The sequence below is a fragment of the Pseudomonas sp. P9_35 genome (assembly GCF_034008205.1).
Lineage (GTDB): Bacteria > Pseudomonadota > Gammaproteobacteria > Pseudomonadales > Pseudomonadaceae > Aquipseudomonas > Aquipseudomonas kilonensis.
In genome coordinates, this window is sequence record NZ_CP125373.1 from 1,852,258 (window position 1) to 1,872,558 (window position 20,301).

General features: G+C 62.3%; 16 protein-coding genes. 12 read left to right on the forward strand and 4 right to left on the reverse strand.

Annotated features, from left to right (window positions below):
• The first annotated feature begins 113 nt into the window (after positions 1-113).
• The 7 genes from QMK47_RS08300 (at position 114) to QMK47_RS08330 (ending at position 6,002) form a co-directional block, all read left to right on the forward strand.
• Positions 114-611 (forward strand): MFS transporter, encoded by a 498-nt coding sequence (locus QMK47_RS08300; protein WP_214512060.1) that lies wholly within the window; start codon positions 114-116, stop codon positions 609-611.
• 32 nt (positions 612-643) lie between these two features.
• Positions 644-1,420: a class II glutamine amidotransferase gene (locus QMK47_RS08305; RefSeq protein WP_014337068.1), complete on the forward strand. Its 777-nt coding sequence runs from the start codon at positions 644-646 to the stop codon at positions 1,418-1,420.
• A 12-nt stretch (positions 1,421-1,432) separates the two neighbouring features.
• Complete coding sequence (locus QMK47_RS08310) at positions 1,433-1,975, forward strand: DUF2937 family protein (protein WP_018607553.1); 543 nt, start codon at positions 1,433-1,435, stop codon at positions 1,973-1,975.
• Between the two features lie 306 nt (positions 1,976-2,281).
• Positions 2,282-3,568, forward strand: coding sequence for an MFS transporter (locus tag QMK47_RS08315; RefSeq protein WP_253472275.1), 1,287 nt, complete (start codon positions 2,282-2,284; stop codon positions 3,566-3,568).
• 63 nt (positions 3,569-3,631) lie between these two features.
• A complete protein-coding gene (locus tag QMK47_RS08320; protein ID WP_258690549.1) occupies positions 3,632-4,384 on the forward strand; it encodes a 5-oxoprolinase subunit PxpA in 753 nt (250 codons plus the stop codon).
• Complete coding sequence (pxpB, locus tag QMK47_RS08325; RefSeq protein ID WP_258690550.1) at positions 4,381-5,085, forward strand: 5-oxoprolinase subunit PxpB; 705 nt, start codon at positions 4,381-4,383, stop codon at positions 5,083-5,085. The genes QMK47_RS08320 and pxpB overlap by 4 nt, the downstream gene beginning before the upstream one ends.
• Positions 5,082-6,002, forward strand: coding sequence for a biotin-dependent carboxyltransferase family protein (locus QMK47_RS08330; protein ID WP_253472281.1), 921 nt, complete (start codon positions 5,082-5,084; stop codon positions 6,000-6,002). Before pxpB ends, QMK47_RS08330 begins: the two co-directional genes overlap by 4 nt.
• 103 nt (positions 6,003-6,105) lie before the next feature.
• Here the strand turns inward: QMK47_RS08330 and QMK47_RS08335 are convergent, their stop codons facing one another.
• From QMK47_RS08335 to QMK47_RS08345, 3 genes are all read right to left on the reverse strand, one after another.
• Positions 6,106-7,284: a vWA domain-containing protein gene (locus QMK47_RS08335; RefSeq protein ID WP_003198888.1), complete on the reverse strand. Its 1,179-nt coding sequence runs from the start codon at positions 7,282-7,284 to the stop codon at positions 6,106-6,108.
• Positions 7,285-7,318: 34 nt separating this feature from the next.
• Positions 7,319-8,164 carry an AAA family ATPase gene (locus QMK47_RS08340; RefSeq protein WP_024618564.1) on the reverse strand — a complete coding sequence of 282 codons (846 nt, stop codon included), beginning with the start codon at positions 8,162-8,164 and terminating at the stop codon, positions 7,319-7,321.
• Between the two features lie 284 nt (positions 8,165-8,448).
• Positions 8,449-9,525 (reverse strand): DUF748 domain-containing protein, encoded by a 1,077-nt coding sequence (locus QMK47_RS08345; RefSeq protein ID WP_258690552.1) that lies wholly within the window; start codon positions 9,523-9,525, stop codon positions 8,449-8,451.
• A gap of 147 nt (positions 9,526-9,672) precedes the next feature.
• Between QMK47_RS08345 and cysK the strand changes: the two genes are divergently transcribed.
• The 3 genes from cysK (at position 9,673) to QMK47_RS08360 (ending at position 13,158) form a co-directional block, all read left to right on the forward strand.
• Positions 9,673-10,647, forward strand: a complete 975-nt coding sequence (gene cysK / locus QMK47_RS08350) for a cysteine synthase A (protein WP_092150801.1) — start codon at positions 9,673-9,675, stop codon at positions 10,645-10,647.
• 368 nt (positions 10,648-11,015) lie between these two features.
• Positions 11,016-11,954, forward strand: coding sequence for an aspartyl/asparaginyl beta-hydroxylase domain-containing protein (locus tag QMK47_RS08355; RefSeq protein ID WP_258690553.1), 939 nt, complete (start codon positions 11,016-11,018; stop codon positions 11,952-11,954).
• 340 nt (positions 11,955-12,294) lie between these two features.
• Positions 12,295-13,158 carry a DMT family transporter gene (locus QMK47_RS08360; protein ID WP_258690554.1) on the forward strand — a complete coding sequence of 288 codons (864 nt, stop codon included), beginning with the start codon at positions 12,295-12,297 and terminating at the stop codon, positions 13,156-13,158.
• A gap of 103 nt (positions 13,159-13,261) precedes the next feature.
• Here QMK47_RS08360 and QMK47_RS08365 read toward each other — a convergent pair whose 3' ends face one another.
• Positions 13,262-14,170, reverse strand: coding sequence for a DMT family transporter (locus QMK47_RS08365; protein ID WP_258690555.1), 909 nt, complete (start codon positions 14,168-14,170; stop codon positions 13,262-13,264).
• Positions 14,171-14,300: 130 nt separating this feature from the next.
• Here QMK47_RS08365 and aceK point away from each other — a divergent pair, with 130 nt between their 5' ends.
• Both aceK and hrpA read left to right on the forward strand, forming a co-directional pair.
• Complete coding sequence (aceK, locus tag QMK47_RS08370) at positions 14,301-16,022, forward strand: bifunctional isocitrate dehydrogenase kinase/phosphatase (protein WP_258690556.1); 1,722 nt, start codon at positions 14,301-14,303, stop codon at positions 16,020-16,022.
• A gap of 343 nt (positions 16,023-16,365) precedes the next feature.
• Positions 16,366-20,277 carry an ATP-dependent RNA helicase HrpA gene (gene hrpA, locus QMK47_RS08375; protein WP_320390036.1) on the forward strand — a complete coding sequence of 1,304 codons (3,912 nt, stop codon included), beginning with the start codon at positions 16,366-16,368 and terminating at the stop codon, positions 20,275-20,277.
• Positions 20,278-20,301 lie beyond the last annotated feature (24 nt).

A 20,301-nucleotide genomic window follows, 5' to 3' on the forward strand; every position in this document is an offset into this window, starting at 1 on the left:
GAAAAGGGACACATGGCCTGGACAGAATCAACCACACAGGCCATTCGCCAGATGCCGGGGCAGCCTGACGAGCGAAAAGCCGTTACTATAAGCGTCTCTTTGCCTGCCTTGCCATGGACACCATGACCGAGAATGACTATCTGATCGCCTGGGGCCTCTACGCCTTCGCCGCCCTGGGCTGCCTGTTGGTGTGGATGCGCATGACCCGCTGGATGTGGCGCTGGTTGCGCGAACCGCTGCGGTTGCTGCTGGCGGTGTTGCTGTTTTGCCCGACCATCGTTGATCCGGTGAAGGACAAGGTCGCCCCGGCCCTGGCCATTGTTGCCCTGGACGTGCTGTTCAAAGTCGGCAACAACGTCTGGCGGGCGGCTTCCGATCTGCTCATGTACGGCATGATCGCCTTCGGCCTCTACTTCATTTTGGTGCTGATCCGCTTCCCCATCGAGCGGGCCGCCAACGCTCGCAAGGAACGGGCCGCCGCCGCAAAAGCCGCCGCCGCGGCCGATGAGCCGGAGGACGAGCCGCCATTTGGCGTGGCCGGTGATGACCGTTACGGTCGCCCGCCCGTGCCGAGCAATCCCCAGCGTTCGCGTATCGAACCGCGCCTGTAACCGGGCCTGCCCCTTGAAGCGAGAGTTCGAGCATGTGTGAGTTATTGGGCATGAGCGCCAATGTGCCAACCGACATCGTGTTCAGCTTCACCGGGCTGATGCAGCGCGGCGGCAAGACCGGGCCGCACCGGGACGGTTGGGGCATCGCCTTCTATGAAGGCCGTGGCCTGCGCCTGTTCCAGGACCCGGCCGCCAGCAGCGAATCGGAAGTGGCGAACCTGGTGCAGCGCTATCCGATCAAGAGCGAAGTGGTGATCGGGCACATTCGCCAGGCCAACGTCGGCAAGGTCTGCTTGTCCAATACGCACCCGTTCGTGCGTGAGTTGTGGGGCCGCAACTGGTGTTTTGCCCACAACGGCCAACTCGCCGATTTCCAGCCGGGCGTGAGCTTCTACCGCCCGGTGGGCGATACCGACAGCGAAGCGGCCTTCTGCGATCTGCTCAACCGCGTGCGCCAGGCCTTCCCCGAACCGGTGGAGGTGGAACAATTGCTACCGGCGCTGATCGAGGCCTGCGCCGAATACCGCAGCAAAGGCGTGTTCAACTGCTTGCTCAGCGATGGCGACTGGCTGTTCTGCTATTGCTCGACCAAACTGGCCCAGATCACCCGTCGCGCGCCGTTCGGCCCGGCGCGGCTCAAGGATGTGGATGTGATTGTCGATTTCCAGGCTGAAACCACGCCCAACGACGTGGTGACGGTGATCGCCACCGAACCGTTGACCGAAAACGAAACCTGGACCCGCTACGAACCGGGCCAATGGAGCCTGTGGCGACGCGGCGAATGTGTCAGCCACGGCCGGACCGAATAAGGACGTCACGTTATGTTGCTCAGTTATCTACGGCTGGTGTTGTTCGCGGTGGGCCTGTTGGTTGGGGTCCAGGTGCCGGGCTTCATCAATGATTACGCCAAGCGGGTCGAGGCACACCTGATCGAGGCACAGACCGGCCTGCAAGGGTTCCAGGGCACCGCCAACCAGTTCTTCAAGGGCGACATGCAAGCCCTGGTGGCCCATTACCGCGCCAGCGAAGACCCGATCTTTCGCAGCGACGCCGACAGCCTGAACACCTTGCTCGTGCGCCAGCAGGCCTTGGACAAGCAGTTCCAGGCGATGCAAGGCCCGTGGTACATCCGCTTGCTGCAAGTGGCGCTGGCCGCCGATCCGGACATCCGCAAGGAAACCTGGAACGGCTACAGCTACCAGATCCTGTTGACCCCCGAGGCCATGGTCTGGGGCATCAGCGGCGCGATGTTGCTGTCGTTCGGCCTGGAATGCCTGTTCCGCCTGATCGACTGGGTGGTGCTGGGCGGCAAGCGCCTGCGCCAGGGTCGGCCGATTGAAGAGCGCGACCTGCGCGGGCTGTAGCGCCGCAGCAAGCTTTTGTGGTGAGCAAGGCCTGTGGGAGCAAGGCTTGCCCGCGATAGCGTCAGCTTGGTCCGACCGACAGAACTGAGTCGCCTGTGTCGCGGGCAAGCCTTGCTCCCACCCAAGCTCCCTCGCCACCAAAGCGGTCCGCCTTTGCTGGCGATGTTCTGCCCAATCAAGTTTTTCTTATGACCCAGCCAAGGTTTTATTCGTTGGACGGGATCGGCCGCGCGCTCAAGAATCGACGCATCGGTCTCCACGTCAGCGTCGTCGAGACTTACAACAATAAAACTGCGGAGAACCACCATGAGTGCACCCGACACGCTCGGCGTCCCCCAACCCCAGGCCCGTTCCGGCCCATTTGACTGGTATCGCAATATCAACCAGCAGGAACGTCGCACCTTCTGGAGCTGCAAGATCGGCTACGCCCTGGACGGCATGGACACGCAGATGCTCAGTTTCGTGGTGCCGACCCTGATCGCGATGTGGGGCATCACCACCGGACAGGCAGGCCTGATTCACACCAGTACCTTGATCGCTTCGGCCATTGGCGGCTGGGTGGCGGGCATTCTCTCGGACCGCATCGGTCGGGTGCGCACCCTGCAACTGACGGTGCTGTGGTTCGCTTTCTTCACCTTCCTGTGCGGCTTTGCCCAGAATTACGAACAACTGTTGATCTCCCGCACACTGATGGGCTTTGGCTTCGGCGGCGAGTGGACTGCCGGCGCGGTGTTGATGGGCGAGGTGATCCGCGCCAAGGACCGCGGCAAGGCCGTGGGCATGGTGCAGTCGGGGTGGGCGCTGGGTTGGGGCATGACGGCGATCCTGTATGCGCTGCTGTTCTCGGTGCTGCCGCCGGAAGACGCCTGGCGCGCCTTGTTTATCCTGGGCATTGTCCCGGCGATATTCGTGATATTCGTCCGGCGCCTGGTCAAGGACCCGGAAGTCTATAGCCAGGCCAAGGCTCGGCAAACGCCAAGCAACCCGGCGAAGTTCTACGAGATCTTCGCCCCCGGCATACTCTTCACCACCCTTCGTGCCTCGTTGCTGACCACCGGTGCCTTGGGCGGTTACTACGCCATCACCTCCTGGCTGCCAACGTTCCTCAAGAATGAGCGGGGCTTGAGCGTGTTGAGCACCGGTGGCTACCTGGCGATGGTGATCGTCGGTTCCTACATCGGTTACGTCATCAGCGCGTACCTGTCGGATATCCTGGGTCGGAAAAAGAACTTCGTCCTGTACGCCGTTGGCTCCTTCACCATCGTGCTGCTGTATACCCAACTGCACGTGAGCAATAACGTGATGCTCTGGCTGGGCTTTCCCCTGGGGTTCTTCGCTTCGGGCATGTTCAGCGGCATGGGCTCGTTCCTCACCGAGCTGTTCCCGACTCGCATTCGGGGTTCGGGCCAGGGTTTTTGTTACAACATCGGTCGCGCGTTGGCGGCAACGTTCCCGCTATTGATCGGCCTGCTGAGCCAGAAAGTGCCGTTGAGCGTGGGTATCGGTGCCTTTGCGGCGGTGTCTTATGGCGTGGTGATCCTCGCGGCGTTGAGCCTGCCGGAAACCCAAGGCAAGCAGTTGGAAGCTGAGTAACTGATAACCTGCGGGCACATGTCCCACAGTTAAACGAAGAAAGAACCTACAGGAGCGTTCACCGTGAGCCGCCTGCTATTGAACTGCGACATTGGCGAAAGCTTCGGCAGCTGGACCATGGGTCTGGACGCCGAGGTGATGCCCTTCATCGATTGCGCCAACATCGCCTGCGGCTTTCATGCCGGCGACCCGAGCATCATGCGCAAGACCGTCAGCCTGGCCCTGAGCCATGGCGTGCGAATCGGCGCGCACCCGGCCTATCAGGACCTGGCGGGCTTCGGCCGGCGTTCCATGGCCTACGGTGCCCAGGAATTGCAGGACTTGCTGCATTACCAGATCGGCGCCCTCGACGGCATCTGCCGGGCGCAAGGCGCACGGGTCAGTTACGTCAAACCCCACGGCGCGATGTACAACGACATGATGGCCAACCCGGCGCAACTGCGTGCGGTGATCCAGGCCGTCGCGGCCTATGATCGGCAATTGCCGTTGATGCTCATGGCGACCCGGGACAACAGCGCCGCCCAGGCCCTGGGCGACGAGTACGGCCTGACCTTGTGGTTCGAAGCCTTTGCCGACCGCGCCTACGACAGTGCCGGTCGCCTGGTTTCGCGGCAAGCGCCGGGTGCGGTGCACCACGATCCCGAGGTGATTATCGGGCAGGCCCTGACCATCGCCCGCGGCGATGTGTTGACTGCCAGTGACGGCAGCGCCTTGCACCTTATGGCCAACACCCTGTGCGTACACGGCGACAACGCCAGCTCCGTGGCGGCCGTGCAACGCATCCGCGAAGCCCTGGACCGGCAGAGTGCGCCATGAGACCACGCTTGGAAGTGGTGGCGGTGGACTGCTTGATGGTGCGCCTGTTCGATGAGATCGCCGAGGCCAACATGCCCTGGATGCTCGCCGCCAGCGAGCGCCTGCGAGCGGTGTTTGCCGAGCATCTGATTGACCTGGTGCCGTCCTATACCACGTTGATGGTGCACTACGATTTGCTCGCCCTGAACCCGGTGCAGGCTCGTGACTTGATCGACGAGGCGCTGAATAACCTTTCACCGGATGCCCGGTCCGCCGGCCAATGCCACGTGCTGCCGGTGTGGTACGACCTCCGTGTCGGGCCGGAGCTGGAGCTGCTGGCGAGCCGCAGCGGGCTGACGGTCGCCCAGGTGATCCGCCGCCACAGCGAACGCGAGTACCAGGTGTTTGCCCTGGGCTTCGCCCCCGGCTTCGCCTTCATGGGGCTGGTGGACGAGGAACTGGCCGCACCGCGCCTCGACACGCCGCGCAAGCGAGTGGCGGCGGGCAGTGTCGGCATTGCCGAGCGCCAGACTGCGGCGTATCCGGTGGTATCGCCCGGTGGCTGGAACCTGATCGGTCGTACCCCGACCAAACTGTTTGATCGCGAGCGCGACGGCTACAGCCTGATGCAGCCGGGGGACACGGTGCGTTTTGCCGCCGTGGACCATGCCGAATTCATCGCGCTGGGTGGCGACGACACACCGTTGGAGGCCCAGGCATGAGCCGGTTGTTGATCGAGGCCAGCACCCCGCTGTGCCTGTTGCAGGACGCCGGCCGTTTCGGCGTGAGGCATCTGGGCGTGACCCAGGGTGGAGCGGCGGACTGGTTGTCGATGGCCTGGGCCAACTGGATGCTCGGCAATGCCCTGGGGGCCGCAGTGGTGGAGATTACCCTCGGCGGTTTCACCGTGGTGGCCGAAGAGGATTGCGTGCTGGCGCTGGCCGGGGCGGATCTGGGCGCACGGATAGACGGCCAGGGGGTGGCGTCATGGCGCTTCTTCAGCTTGCGCAAGGGCCAGGTGCTGGCGCTCACCCAGCCCGTGCTCGGTGCCCGGGCCTACCTGGCAGCCCCCGGCGGCTTCAATGCGCCTGCGGTGCTGGGCAGCCGGGCGACGGTGGTACGTGAGGAGCTCGGTGGCCTGGATGGGCGAGGGCGGGCGCTGAGTCGTGGCGAGCACCTGAGCTATTCAGGCGCGGCGACGCCTCGGCCCATGCCGCACACGCGGATTCCGGACTTCCAGCCAGCGCAGCCGCTGGACTTGATCCTGGGGGCGCAGAACGGTGCGTTCAGTGGACGGAGCCTGTTCGATGCGTTCAACACCCCGTGGACGCTGGACAGTCGCGCCGATCGCATGGGCATCCGTTTGCTGGGCACGGCGTTGGAGTATCAGGGGCCGGCGATGATTTCCGAGGGCATTCCGCTCGGTGCCGTGCAGGTGCCGCCGGATGGCCAACCGATTGTGCTACTCAACGACCGGCAAACCATCGGTGGCTATCCACGCCTGGGCGCCTTGACCCCGTTGGCCCTGGCCCGGTTGGCGCAATGCCTGCCGGGGGCGCAGGTGCGGTTGCGGCCGGTTGTGCAGGAGGTTGCGCATCGGCAGCAGGTTGAGTGCCTGCAGGTGTTTTTGAAAGGCTAGAAGCATCGCGAGCAAGCTCGCTCCCACACTGGATCTTCGTCACACATGAGATCCCCTGTGGGAGCGAGCTTGCTCGCGATGAGGCCCCAAAGGGCACCAAAGATCACTTGGAAAGAAACCGCATCCCTTCCTCCAACCCTCGCAAGGTCAGCGGGTACATCCGGTCTTCCACCAACTCGCGCACGATATTGGTCGAGGCGGTATAGCCCCAGGTGTCCTTGGGGTACGGATTGATCCAGATGAGCTTCTTGTATTTCTCCATGAAGCGCTGCATCCACACATAACCGGCTTCTTCGTTCCAGTGTTCGACGCTGCCGCCGGCCTGGGTGATTTCATAGGGCGCCATGGCGGCATCGCCGATGAAGATCACTTTGTAGTCGGCGCCGTACTTGTGCAGCAAGTCCTGGGTCGAGGTGCGTTCCGAAGTGCGGCGCAGGTTGTTTTTCCACACCGATTCGTAGACGAAGTTGTGGAAGTAGAAATACTCCAGGTGCTTGAACTCGGTCTTGCAGGCCGAGAACAGCTCTTCGCAGATTTTCACGTGAGCATCCATCGAACCACCGATGTCGAACAGCAGCAACAACTTGACGGTGTTGCGTCGTTCCGGGCGCATCTGGATGTTCAAAAGGCCGGCGTCGCGGGCGGTGTGGTCGATGGTGCCGTCGATGTCCAGCTCTTCGGCCGCACCCTGGCGAGCGAACTTGCGCAGGCGGCGCAGGGCGATCTTGATGTTGCGGGTGCCCAATTCCACCTGGTCGTCGAGGTTCTTGTACTCGCGCTGGTCCCAGACCTTCACAGCCTTGCCCTGGCGCTTGCCGGCGTCGCCGACCCGGATGCCTTCGGGGTTGAAGCCGCCGGAGCCGAACGGGCTGGTGCCGCCGGTGCCGATCCACTTGTTGCCGCCGGCATGGCGTTCCTTCTGTTCTTCCAGGCGTTTCTTGAATTCTTCGATCAGCTTGTCCAGGCCACCGAGGGATTGGATCTGCGCTCGCTCTTCGTCGGTCAGCGAACGCTCGAATTCCTTGCGCAGCCAGTCTTCGGGAATCAGCGCCTGGAGGTGATCGTCGAGTTTCTCCAGGCCGTTGAAGTAGGCGGCGAACGCCCGGTCGAACTTGTCGAAATGCCGTTCGTCCTTCACCAGGATCGCCCGGGACAAGTAATAGAACTCGTCCATGTCGGCGAAGATCACCCGCTGTTTCAGCGCGTTGATCAGGTCCAGCAGTTCGCGCACCGACACGGGCACCTTGGCGGCGCGCATCTCATTGAACAGGTTAAGCAGCATGGCAATCGCCCTCGCTCTTGTTAGACGAAGAGGATCAGCGAGTGCCGCGACGGCTCATGAACGCCAGGCGCTCGAGCAATTGCACGTCCTGTTCGTTCTTGACCAGGGCGCCGGCCAGCGGCGGGATGGCCTTGGTCGGATCACGTTCGCGCAGTACCGCTTCGCCGATGTTGTCGGCCATCAGCAGCTTGAGCCAGTCCACCAGTTCGGAGGTGGAAGGCTTTTTCTTCAGGCCTGGCACCTTGCGCACGTCGAAGAACACGTCCAGCGCTTCGCTGACCAGGTCCTTCTTGATGTCCGGGTAATGCACATCGACGATTTTCTGCAGGGTGACGCGGTCGGGGAAGGCGATGTAGTGGAAGAAGCAGCGGCGCAGGAACGCGTCCGGCAGTTCCTTTTCGTTGTTGGAGGTAATGATGATGATCGGCCGTTTCTTGGCCTTGATGGTTTCGTCGGTCTCGTAGACGTAGAACTCCATCTTGTCGAGTTCCTGCAGCAGGTCGTTGGGGAACTCGATGTCGGCCTTGTCGATTTCGTCGATCAGCAGGATCACCCGCTCCTCGGACTCGAACGCTTCCCAGAGCTTGCCCTTCTTCAGGTAGTTGCGCACGTCGTGGACCTTGTCCACGCCCAACTGCGAGTCCCGCAGGCGGCTGACCGCATCGTACTCATACAGGCCCTGGTGGGCCTTGGTGGTGGACTTGATGTGCCAAGTGATCAGGCGCGCGCCAAAGGACTCGGCCAGTTGTTCGGCCAGCATGGTCTTGCCGGTGCCCGGTTCGCCCTTGACCAGCAATGGCCGCTCCAGGGTGATGGCGGCGTTCACGGCCAGTTTCAGGTCATCGGTGGCCACGTAGGCGCTGGTGCCTTCGAACTTCATCTGCAATTTCCTCGAACGTGTCGCCGGCCTGGCGAGGCGGGGCGCGCGAAAATAAATATCGTGCCCGACTATAACGCGGCGCCCCGCCGACTGTGAACGCAGACGCTGTATTCAGTCTCTGAATGGAGCGTCACATGTTGACTCAGTCTTGTGGCGAGGGGATTTATCCCCGCTGGGTTGCGCAGCAGCCCCAAACCAGGCAACTCGGTGTGCCAGGCAAACTGAGTTCACTGCATTAGGGCTGCTGCGCAGCCCAGCGGGGATAAATCCCCTCGCCACATTCCTTAGTCGGTCGACGGCGGCGGTTGTTCATAACGGGCATTGAAGGCCTCGACGAAACCGTTGCGCAGGATCTGCAGGAAGGCTTCGAAGGCGCTGATGTCCTGCTGGTGAACATTGCCGCTGAGTTCCACGCGGGTGGCGAACTGGTTCTTGCGCTGGTTCTTGAGGGCCGTTTCGCCTGTGCCGACCAGCGCTTCCCAGACCGAGCGGAAGATGTTCTTGTTCTGGTTTTCCACGTCCTGCTGCCAGTCGAACACATCGACATCGCGCAGCAATGGCTTGATGTAGCCGCTGAGCTTGGCGTTGTCGGCTTCGGCCTCGATCACCAGGTCGCCGTGACCGGCATTGAAATCGAATTTGCCATAAGCGGCGGCGAAATCGTTCAGGCGCTTGAGCTCAATGTTCCTGGCCCGCAGGCGGAAGTCGAAATCCTCGAAGTCGCTCAACGGGTCGAAGGTGGCCTGCATTTCCAATGGAGCGTGTTCGGCCACCAGAGCCTTGCCCTCGAAACGGGCGTCGCGCTTGCCTTTGGTGTCGACCACGTTGGTCAGGTTGTAGAAGTTGGCGTTGACGTTGGTGGCTCGCAGGTTGACCGGTGGCTTGGAGTTGAAATTGCGGAAGGTGACCTTGCCATCGCGGATGCGCACTTCGTTGAAGGTGATGGGCAGCAGTTTGCTCAACTGCTCGCGCCAGTTGGTGCCCCGGCCGGTCTGGGAGTTCTGGCGGTTGGCGCCGCCGTCGACGAAGTTCACTTCCGGGCGGGCGAATTCAACCTCGGCGACCACCGCATGGTCATACCACAGCGAGTGCCAGCTCACAGACAGGTCCACCAGCGGTGCGCTGACGAACGGCACCGGGACCTTGCCGTCGACCTTGACGATTTCCAGGCCATTGATCCGGTAGGCACCGCGCCACAGGGCCAGGTCCACGTCGGTGATCCGGCCGCGATAATCGCCCATGTCGGCCAGTTTTTCGTTCAGGTAGTCGCGTACCAGATAAGGCAAGGTGAAATGCAGGGTCACCAGCACCGCGACGATGGCGGCGAAAACCCACAATGGCCAACGGTATCGACGCTTCATGTCAGTCAGTCTCCAGCGTTTGTTGGGGGAGCGCCTTCTAATGCCATTGACTGTCGCAACAACGGGAACGTTCGGTGCAACTGGACGCCCATGGGCAAGAGGCATACCTTTAAAGGCTTACATTCCCGCTGCATCAAGGACCCAGCCATGAGCCGTATATTCGCTGACAACGCCCATTCCATCGGTAATACGCCGCTGGTGCAGATCAACCGCATTGCCCCGCGCGGTGTGACCATCCTGGCCAAGATCGAGGGGCGTAACCCAGGGTATTCGGTCAAGTGTCGGATCGGCGCGAACATGATCTGGGACGCTGAAAGCTCGGGCAAACTCAAGCCGGGCATGACCATCGTCGAACCGACTTCGGGCAACACCGGGATTGGCCTGGCGTTCGTCGCCGCCGCTCGTGGCTACAAGCTGATGCTGACCATGCCCGCCTCCATGAGCATCGAGCGCCGCAAGGTGCTCAAGGCCCTGGGCGCGGAACTGGTGCTCACCGAACCGGCGAAGGGCATGAAAGGGGCCATCGACAAAGCCGCCGAGATCATGGCCGGCGATCCAGCCAAATACTTCATGCCGCAGCAGTTCGATAACCCGGCGAACCCGGCGATTCACGAAAAAACCACCGGTCCGGAAATCTGGAACGACACCGACGGCGCGGTGGACGTGCTGGTGGCCGGTGTGGGCACCGGCGGCACCATCACCGGCGTTTCACGGTACATCAAGAACACCTGTGGCAAACCGATCCTGTCGGTGGCGGTCGAGCCCGAGGTTTCGCCGGTGATTACCCAGGCGATGGCGGGCCAGGAGATCAAGCCCAGCCCCCACAAGATTCAGGGGATCGGCGCCGGGTTCGTGCCGAAGAACCTTGACCTGTCGATCGTTGACCTGGTCGAGCGGGTCTCTGACGACGAGTCCAAGGCCATGGCCCTGCGCTTGATGCAGGAGGAGGGCATCCTCTGCGGGATCTCTTGTGGCGCGGCGATGGCCGTGGCCGTACGCCTGGCGGAAAAACCGGAGATGCAGGGCAAGACCATCGTCGTGATCCTGCCGGATTCGGGCGAGCGGTACTTGTCGAGCATGTTGTTCAGTGATCTGTTTACCGAGCAGGAGATTCAGCAGTAACCGTATGTAGGAACTGGTGGAAGAGCTTTTGTGGCGAGGGAGCTTGCTCCCGCTCGAGTGCGCAGCGCTCGCAGGCTTTTGGGGCTGCTTCGCAGCCCAGCGGGAGCAAGCTCCCTCGCCACAAAGGTTGTCGCAGGAGCTTGCCTTGGGAGCCTGCCGCAAGAGGCCTCAGGTTGCATTTGCACGGGTTGTTTGACAGGCGTCAGCCAAGGTTCAGGTGGCGCCTGTTAGAAAGTGTTTATTGCGTTTTACTCAACAGAGAATGTTGTGTCAGACGGTGTTTACCCGGGCCATTAGGGATTAACATGGCCTTCGGCTACGTCGGGCAGTAGGCGTTGCGTCAGTTGTTTTGGACAAGGAATTATAAAATGACCGTTTCGTTTGTCGCCAAGGCCTCGGTGTTGCTGCTGTTTCTGGGCAGTACGCTTTATGTGCATTTGCGTGGCAAGGCGCGTTTGCCGGTGTTGCGTCAGTTCGTCAACCACTCGGCGCTGTTCGCCCCCTATAACACCTTGATGTACCTGTTCTCCGGCGTGCCCTCCAAGCCTTACCTGGACCGCAGCAAATTCCCCGAACTGGATGTGCTCAAGGACAACTGGCAAGTCATCCGCGACGAGGCCATGCACCTGTTCGACGAGGGCTACATTCGCGCTGCCGAGAAGAACAACGACGCGGGTTTCGGCTCGTTCTTCAAGAAGGGCTGGAAGCGTTTCTACCTCAAGTGGTACGACAAACCGCTGCCGTCGGCTGAGCTGTTGTGCCCCAGGACGGTCGCGCTGGTCAGCCAGATCCCCAATGTCCGGGGCGCGATGTTTGCCCTGCTGCCGGGTGACAGCCATCTGAATCCCCACCGGGATCCCTTCGCCGGCTCGTTGCGTTATCACTTGGGCCTGTCCACCCCCAATTCCGACGACTGCCGGATCTTCGTCGACGGCCAGATCTACGCCTGGCGTGACGGCGAAGACGTCATGTTCGATGAAACCTATGTGCACTGGGTCAAGAACGAAACCCCGCAGACCCGCGTGATCCTGTTCTGTGATGTCGAGCGGCCCTTGAAAAGCCGGTTGATGACCCGCCTCAACCGCAGCATCAGCGCGTTCCTCGGCCGCGCTACCGCGCCACAGAACCTGGACGATGAACACGTCGGCGGCATCAACCGGGCCTATGCCTGGAGCAAATCGTTCAGCGACGGCATCAGTGGCCGGGTCAAGCAATTCAAACGCAAGCATCCCAAGGCCTACCGGGTGATGCGGCCGGTGTTGGCGGTGGCGGTGCTGACGGCGCTTGGCTATTGGTTGTTCGGTTAAATATTGCGTTGTCCATCGAGCGCTGGTTATAGTCAGCGCTCTTCGGGTTTTCGAACCCGCTCCTTCAAGAGATCGGCTCATGCCTGCATCCCCTGTCATCGCGGTTGTGGTTCCAGCGTTCAACGCTGGCGTCGTGCCGTGTGGGAACCAGCAGCCTGCGCAGATCGGTCAATACCCCCCACCTGTCCGTAGCTCATCGGTGTACGCCTTCGTATCACCGCCGGGTGTTGGCATTCAGGGCTGATCGGCAACGGTTGCCATCCCCCTGTGCCCGCCTGAAAAAACTACTGGACTTCAGTTTCGGCTGAGTTGGCTTTTTGCCTGACTACAGGTGGTATTCATGTTTTCCCTTTCCAAAAACGCCTTGTTGGCGGCGGCTTCCACGAGCCTGTTCGTTTTGCTGTGGAGCAGTGGGGCGATTTTTTCCAAGCTGGGCCTGGCCCATGCTTCTCCCTTCGCCTTTTTGCTGATCCGTTTTGCCATCGCGCTGTCGGCGCTGGTGCTGTTGATTCCGTTGCTCAAGTTCAAGCTGCCCAAGACTGGCAAGCCGATGCTGTACGCGGCGACCACCGGGTTGGTGCTGCTGGGCGCCTATCAGATTTTTTATCTGCTGGCGCTGCAAATGAGTGTCACGCCGGGGGTCATGGCAACCCTGATGGGCGTGCAACCGATCCTGACCGTGGTGCTCATGGAGCGGCAGCGTTCCTGGTTGCGGATGTTCGGCCTGATGCTGGGGTTGGTCGGGCTGGTCATGGTGGTGTACCAGGGCATCGGCCTGGCCGGTATGTCCCTGGCCGGGATGCTCTGCGGGTTGCTGGCACTGGTGAGCATGACGGCCGGTTCGATCATGCAGAAGCGCATCACCGACAACCCCCTGGGCACGCTGCCGGTGCAGTACCTGGCCGGGCTGTTGCTGTGCGCGGTGTTCGTGCCGTTCCAGCCGTTCCATTTCGAGTACAGCACAGGGTTCTTCGTGCCGGTGTTGTGGATGGGGCTGGTGGTGTCGGTACTGGCGACATTGCTGCTGTACCGACTGATCGCCCGCGGCAACCTGGTGAATGTCACCAGCCTGTTCTACCTGGTACCGGCGGTGACGGCGATCATGGACTACCTGGTGTTTGGCAACCGGCTGGCGTTGTTGAGCTTGCTGGGGATGGTGCTGATCATCGTGGGGTTGGTGTTTGTGTTTCGTAAGAGCCGCTAGCCCTTAGCTATTGGCTGGCTGTACCACCGCCATCGCGAGCAAGCTCGCTCCCACAGGGTTATGCACAGCCCTTTGTGGGAGCGAGCTTGCTCGCGATGGCGTACTACCGGGCAGACACCTCAGCCGGTTTCACCGCAGCGGGCTTGAGCACCAACCACAACGCCGCCGCAATCAACACCCCACCATACAGATGCGCCATCCCCAACGGCTCATCCAGCAGCAACGCCCCCCACAGCACGCCGAACGGTGGGATCAGGAAGGTCACGGTCATGGATTTGACCGGGCCGATGGAACTGAGCAGGCGGAAGTAAAGAATGTACGCCAGCGCGGTGCACACCAGGCCCAGCCCCAGCAGTGACAACCAGACGCTCCAGCCACCCCAGCTGGCCGGTGGTTGGCTGATGACGCTGTAGCCAAACAGCGGCAGCAAGAACACCGTGGCGCCGAACATGCTGCCCAGGGCCGAGAGACGGCTGTCCAAGCCACCTTGCTGATCGAGCCAGCGACGGGTGAGGAAACCGGCAAAGCCATAGCAGGTCGTGGCCAGCAGGCAGGCGAGGGCGCCCATCAACAGTTGCAGGTCGAACGCCACCGGGCCGGCACGGGTCAGGATGCCGACGCCGAGCAGCCCAAGGAAGACACCGCCGACCTTGGCTGGGGTGAGTTTTTCGCTGAAGAACAAACCGCCGATCAACACCCCCATCAACGGCGTGGTGGCGTTGAAGATCGCCGAGTAACCGGCCGGCAGCACCTGGGCCGCCAGCGAATAGAACGTGGCCGGAATGCCCGAGTTGATCAGGCCCAGCCCCATCACGACTTTGAGCTTGCCGCGAAAATTCCAGTCGACGCGCATCAGGGCCAGGATCACCAGCAGCCCGACGAAGGCGATGGACACGCGAAAAAAGGCAGTGGGGATTGTGCCAATGACGGGGGCGATAATGCGCATGAACAGGAAACTGGCGCCCCAGATAGCGGCCAGTGACAGTAAACGCAGGATATCAACGAGGTTCACAAGTCATTCCTTCCTTGATTGGGCGGCAAGTGTCGCCGCCCTGAATGGCGATGGCAATGGTTGCGTTGCCGCGTGATTGGCCTCTAAGCTCAGTCGCCAATAACAAGCATGACCCGCCGAGGTTTACCCTATGCCGCAGCCATGGCCCGCCATCGAAATCGCCCGTTCGATCCTCGACGGCTTCGACGATTATCGTGAGCATTTCCGGCAGATCACCGATGGCGCCCGCGCCCGGTTCGAGCAGGCCCTGTGGTTGGAGGCGCAAACGGCTTCGGCGGCGCGCATCAATTTGTATGAAGAAAAAGTCTTCGAAACCGTTGCCAGGCTGCACAACGCCTTCGCTGACGAAACCCTGATGGACGTGAGCTGCTGGCCACTGGTCAAGAGCGCCTACATCAGCCTGATCGACCTGCGCTTCGACGATGAGCTGTCGGAAACCTGGTACAACTCGATCTTTTGCGGGTTGTTCAGCCACGACCTGATCAGCGACGGCACCATGTTCATCCACACCACCCGGCCCAGCCTGCGCCGGGCCCGTGCCGCCCAGACTCGCACCTACAAACCCCAGGGGCAGTTGGACCGGATGCTGGCGAGCGTGTTCGCCGATTACCGTTTCAGCGAGGACTACGCCGATCTGCCGGGCGACCTGCAGCGCCTCGAAGCGCAGTTGCGTGAGAACCTGCCGGACTGGGTCTGCAAGGACCCGGAGCTGACGGTGGAGTTGTTTTCTTCAGTGCTCTATCGCAACAAGGGCGCCTATCTGGTGGGCCGGATCTACACCCGCGAGGACCAGTGGCCGCTGGTGATCCCGCTGTTGCACCGCGAGGGCCGGGGTATCCAGATCGATGCGCTGATTACCGACGAGGCGCAGGTGTCGATCATCTTCTCGTTCACCCGCTCGTACTTCATGGTGGACGTGCCGGTGCCGGCGGAATTCATCGGCTTTCTCAAGCGCATCCTGCCGGGCAAGCACATCGCCGAGTTGTACACCTCCATCGGTTTCTACAAGCACGGAAAATCCGAGTTCTACCGAGCGTTGATCAACCACCTGGCGAACACCGACGACCAGTTCATCATGGCCCCGGGTGTGCGTGGCATGGTCATGAGCGTGTTCACCCTGCCGGGCTTCAACACGGTATTCAAGATCATCAAGGACCGTTTCTCGCCGTCGAAAAACGTCGACCGGGCCACGGTGATCGAGAAGTACCGTCTGGTGAAAAGCGTCGACCGGGTCGGGCGCATGGCCGATACCCAGGAGTTCGCCGATTTCCGTTTTCCCCTGAGCAAGTTCGAGCCGGCGTGCCTGGAGGAACTGCTGGAAGTGGCGCCGTCCACGGTCTCGGTGGAAGGCGACACGGTGCTGATTCGTCACTGCTGGACCGAGCGCCGCATGACACCGCTGAACCTGTACCTGGAAAACGCCAACCCGGACCAGGTGCGCGAGGCGCTGGAAGACTATGGCCTGGCCATCAAGCAACTGGCGGCGGCCAATATCTTCCCCGGCGACATGCTGCTCAAGAACTTTGGCGTGACCCGTCACGGCCGCGTGGTGTTCTACGACTACGATGAAATCTGCTTCCTGACCGAAGCCAACTTCCGCCACATCCCCCAGCCCCGCACACCGGAAGACGAAATGGCCTCCGAGCCCTGGTACTCCATCGGCCCGCTGGACGTCTTCCCCGAAGAATTCCCGCCGTTCCTGTTCGCCGACGCCGGGCAGCGCAAGCTGTTCGACCAGTTGCACGGCGAGTTGTACAACGCCGACTACTGGAAAGGCCTGCAAGAGGCTATCAGGGCGGGGAAGGTGATCGACGTGTTCCCGTACCGGCGCAAGGACCTGGACAACGAATAACCGTGGCGGTGAACGAAGTCCCTGTGGCTTTTGTAGCTTTTGTGGCGAGGGAGCTTGCTCCCGCTGGGTCGCGAAGCGGCCCCGGGATTTTGCGGCTGCTGCGCAACCGAGCGGGAGCAAGCTCCCTCGCCACAACAGCATTTCTTGACGCAAATCCCCTGTGGGAGCGAGCTTGCTCGCGATAGCGGTGTATCAGCCAGCATTGAGGGTGACTGACTCACCGCTATCGCGAGCAAGCTCGCTCCCACAATTTAGGGGGTGGGGCTGCTTTGTGTGCTCGGCGCAATAGCCGCAAATCTGCGACAATCGCCCCCTGCTCAAACCGACGACCCTTGCGTACCTGATGACTGACCAAGCCCCCGCTATCGACAAGCTGCTGAAAAACCTCGACCACGCCATGCTCGCAGACCGCAACCGGTTGCGACGCCAGTTGTTCGAGCTGCGCAAGAAGCCCGACGAGGCCAAGCTGGCCCAGTGGGTGACGCGCATGCAGGCGTCGTGCGATCAGGTGCTGGCGCGCAAGGCGAGTCTGCCGGTGATCCGCTACGACGATAATTTGCCGATTGCCGCCAAGCGCGACGAAATCAAGGACGCGCTGCTCAAGCACCAGGTGCTGATCATCGCCGGCGAAACCGGCTCGGGCAAAACCACGCAGTTGCCGAAGATCTGCCTGGAAATCGGTCGCGGCCAGCATGGCTTGATCGGCCACACCCAACCGCGGCGGATCGCTGCCCGCAGCGTCGCGAGCCGTGTCGCTGAGGAACTGGCCACGCCGTTGGGGGCGCTGGTGGGCTATCAGGTGCGGTTCGAGGACCAGAGCGACGCCAACACCCTGATCAAGCTGATGACCGACGGCATCCTGCTGGCCGAGACCCAGAATGACCGCTACCTCGAGCGCTACGACACGATCATCGTCGACGAAGCCCACGAACGCAGCCTGAACATCGACTTCCTGCTCGGCTACCTCAAGACCCTGCTGCCACGTCGTCCGGACCTGAAAGTCATCATCACCTCGGCGACCATCGACCTGGAGCGTTTCTCCAAGCATTTCGATGACGCGCCGATCGTGGAAGTCTCGGGCCGCACGTTCCCGGTGGAAACCTGGTATCGCCCGCTGACCCTGGAGCAGGACGAGGAAGGCAACCGGGTCGAGGACGACTTGACCGTCGACCAGGCGATCCTCGCCACCCTCGATGAAATCGCCGCCTACGAGCGCAGCGAGCGGCGCAGCCCTGGGGACGTGCTGGTGTTCCTGCCGGGCGAGCGGGAAATTCGCGACGCCGCGGAGATGCTGCGCAAGGCCCAGCTCAAGCACACCGAGATTCTGCCGCTGTATGCGCGACTGTCGCCGGCCGAACAGCAACGGATCTTCCAGTCCCACCCGGGCCGTCGCGTGGTGCTGGCGACCAACGTCGCCGAAACCTCGCTGACCGTGCCGGGCATCCGCTACGTGATCGACAGCGGCACCGCGCGCATCAGCCGCTACAGCTATCGGGCCAAGGTCCAGCGCCTGCCCATCGAAGCCATTTCCCAGGCCAGTGCCAACCAGCGCAAGGGCCGCTGCGGGCGGGTCGAGCCGGGGATCTGCGTACGGCTGTACAGCGAAGAAGATTTTCTTGGACGGCCGGAGTTCACTGACCCGGAAATCCTGCGCACTAACTTGGCGGCGGTGATCCTGCAGATGCTGCACCTGCGTCTCGGCGAGATCACCGATTTTCCGTTCATCGAACCGCCGGATGGCAAGGCCATCAGTGACGGTTTCAACCTGCTGCAAGAATTGTCGGCGGTGGACCGCAACAGCCAGTTGACCCCGCTCGGTCGCCAGTTGGCGCGCCTGCCGGTGGACCCGCGCATGGGCCGGATGCTGTTGGAAGCGGCGAAGCTGGGCAGTTTGCAGGAAGTGTTGATCGTCGCCAGCGCCATGTCGATCCAGGATCCCCGCGAGCGTCCGCCGGAGCGCCAACAGGCGGCGGACCAGGCCCACGCTCAGTGGAAGGACGCGGATTCGGACTTCGCCGGGCTGGTCAACCTGTGGCGCGGTTTCGAAGAGCAGCGCCAGGCCCTGACCGCCAGCCCGCTGCGCAACTGGTGCCGCAAGAACTTCCTCAATTACCTGCGCCTGCGCGAGTGGCGTGACTCCCATCGCCAGTTGAGCCTGATCTGTCGCGACATGCAGCTGAGCCTCAACAAAGAACCGGCCGACTTCCCGAAATTGCACAAGGCGGTGCTCTCGGGCCTGTTGAGCCAGATCGGCCAGAAAACCGAAGATGGCGACTACCTCGGCGCTCGCCAGCGGCGGTTCTGGGTCCACCCCTCGTCGGGCCTGGGCAAGAAGCGTCCGCAATGGCTGATGACCGCCGAATTGGTGGAAACCACCAAGCTGTATGCGCGCATGGTGGCCAAGATCGAACCGGACTGGATCGAACCGCTGGCCGGGCACCTGATCAAGAAAAACCACTTCGAACCCCATTGGGAGAAGAAGCGCGGGCAGGTGGTGGCCTATGAGCAAATCACCCTGTTCGGGCTCATCGTCGTTGGTCGGCGGCCAGTGCATTACGGGCCGGTGGACCCGGTGGTCTCCCGTGAACTGTTCATCCGCGAGGCGCTGGTGCGCGGCGAGATCCAGTCCAAGGCCAAGTGCCTGAGCGCCAATACCCGGTTGCTGGAGCAACTCGACGAGCTGGAAGCCAAGGCCCGTCGCCGCGACATCCTGGCGGACGAGGAAACCCTGTTTGCGTTCTACGACGCGCGCTTGCCGGCCGAGATCCACCAGACCGCGACGTTCGACAGCTGGTACCGGATCAACAGCCAGAAAGACTCGCAACTGCTGATCATGCGCGAAGAAGACGTGCTGGCCCGCGAAGCCAGCGAAGTCACCGCCGCACATTACCCCGACACCTTGCGCGTCGGTGACCTGACCTTGCCGCTGAGCTATCACTTCGAGCCCAACCACCCGCGCGACGGCGTGACGTTGCGAGTGCCGGCGCCACTGCTGCCGATGCTGCCGCCGGAACGCCTGGAGTGGCTGGTGCCAGGGGTGATCGAAGCCAAGTGCATCGCCCTGGTGCGCAACCTGCCCAAGGCCTTGCGCAAGAACTTCGTGCCGGTGCCGGATTTCGTCAAGGCGGCGCTGCAACGCATCACCTTCGCCGAGGGCTCGTTGCCGCAGTCCCTGGGCCGTGAGCTGCTGCGCATGACCGGAGCGCGGGTCAGCGACGAGGCCTGGGCCGAAGCGGCCCAGCAAGTGGAAAGCCACCTGCGCATGAACCTGGAAATCGTCGACGGCCAAGGCAAGTTCCTCGGCGAGGGCCGCGACCTGGCCGAGCTGACGGCGCGTTTTGCCGAAGCCAGCCAGGCGGCCTTGGCCGTGCCGCAAACGGCGAAAAGCCAGGCACCGGTGGAGGCGAAGGTCTTCGCGCCGGTGGCCGAGAAAACCCAACAGAAGATCGCCGGGCTGTCGATGACGGTCTACCCGGCGCTGGTGGAAGAGGGCGGCGTGGTCAAGGAAGGGCGTTTCCCGACGCCGGCCGAAGCCGAGTTCCAGCATCGCCGGGCCTTGCAGCGCTTGCTCATGCAGCAATTGGCCGAGTCGGCCAAGTTCCTGCGCGGCAAGCTGCCGGGGCTGACGGAACTGGGCCTGCTGTACCGCGACCTGGGCCGCATCGACAGCCTGGTGGAAGACATCCTGCTCGCCAGCCTCGACCGTTGTGTGCTCGAAGGCGAAGCGAGCCTGCCCCGTGACGGCGCCGCACTGGCCTCCCTGGCCGAGCGCAAGCGCGGCGGCTGGACCGAGCACGCCGAGCGCCTGGCGAAGCTGACCCTGGACATCCTCAAGCTCTGGCATGGCCTGCAAAAACGCTTCAAGGGCAAGATCGACCTGGCCCAGGCCGTGGCGCTGAACGATATCAAGCAGCAACTCAGCCACCTGGTGTACCCGGGCTTCGTCCGCGAAACCCCGCATCAATGGCTCAAGGAATTGCCGCGCTACCTCAAGGCCATCGAGCAACGCTTCGAGAAGCTCGGTAGCCAGGTGCAGAAAGACCGGGTCTGGAGCGGCGAGCTGTCGAACCTCTGGGCCCAATACCAGGCCCGCGCCAGCAAACACGCCCAGGAAGGCAAGCGTGATCCGCAACTGGAGCTGTACCGCTGGTGGCTGGAGGAATACCGGGTGTCGCTGTTCGCCCAGCAACTGGGGACCAAGGTGCCGATCTCGGACAAGCGCCTGGGCAAGCAGTGGGGGCAGGTGGAGGGTTGATGGCAGCCCCTCTAACCCCTGTGG

Bases quoted from the DNA above. Each gene is read 5' to 3' on its own strand.
- QMK47_RS08300 (WP_214512060.1), top strand. From the start codon at position 114: ATGGACACCATGACCGAGAATGACTATCTGATCGCCTGGGGCCTCTAC.
- QMK47_RS08305 (WP_014337068.1), top strand. From the start codon at position 644: ATGTGTGAGTTATTGGGCATGAGCGCCAATGTGCCAACCGACATCGTG.
- QMK47_RS08310 (WP_018607553.1), top strand. From the start codon at position 1,433: ATGTTGCTCAGTTATCTACGGCTGGTGTTGTTCGCGGTGGGCCTGTTG.
- QMK47_RS08315 (WP_253472275.1), top strand. From the start codon at position 2,282: ATGAGTGCACCCGACACGCTCGGCGTCCCCCAACCCCAGGCCCGTTCC.
- pxpB (WP_258690550.1), top strand. From the start codon at position 4,381: ATGAGACCACGCTTGGAAGTGGTGGCGGTGGACTGCTTGATGGTGCGC.
- QMK47_RS08330 (WP_253472281.1), top strand. From the start codon at position 5,082: ATGAGCCGGTTGTTGATCGAGGCCAGCACCCCGCTGTGCCTGTTGCAG.
- QMK47_RS08335 (WP_003198888.1), bottom strand. From the start codon at position 7,284: ATGCTGCTTAACCTGTTCAATGAGATGCGCGCCGCCAAGGTGCCCGTG.
- QMK47_RS08340 (WP_024618564.1), bottom strand. From the start codon at position 8,164: ATGAAGTTCGAAGGCACCAGCGCCTACGTGGCCACCGATGACCTGAAA.
- QMK47_RS08345 (WP_258690552.1), bottom strand. From the start codon at position 9,525: ATGAAGCGTCGATACCGTTGGCCATTGTGGGTTTTCGCCGCCATCGTC.
- cysK (WP_092150801.1), top strand. From the start codon at position 9,673: ATGAGCCGTATATTCGCTGACAACGCCCATTCCATCGGTAATACGCCG.
- QMK47_RS08355 (WP_258690553.1), top strand. From the start codon at position 11,016: ATGACCGTTTCGTTTGTCGCCAAGGCCTCGGTGTTGCTGCTGTTTCTG.
- QMK47_RS08360 (WP_258690554.1), top strand. From the start codon at position 12,295: ATGTTTTCCCTTTCCAAAAACGCCTTGTTGGCGGCGGCTTCCACGAGC.
- aceK (WP_258690556.1), top strand. From the start codon at position 14,301: ATGCCGCAGCCATGGCCCGCCATCGAAATCGCCCGTTCGATCCTCGAC.
- hrpA (WP_320390036.1), top strand. From the start codon at position 16,366: ATGACTGACCAAGCCCCCGCTATCGACAAGCTGCTGAAAAACCTCGAC.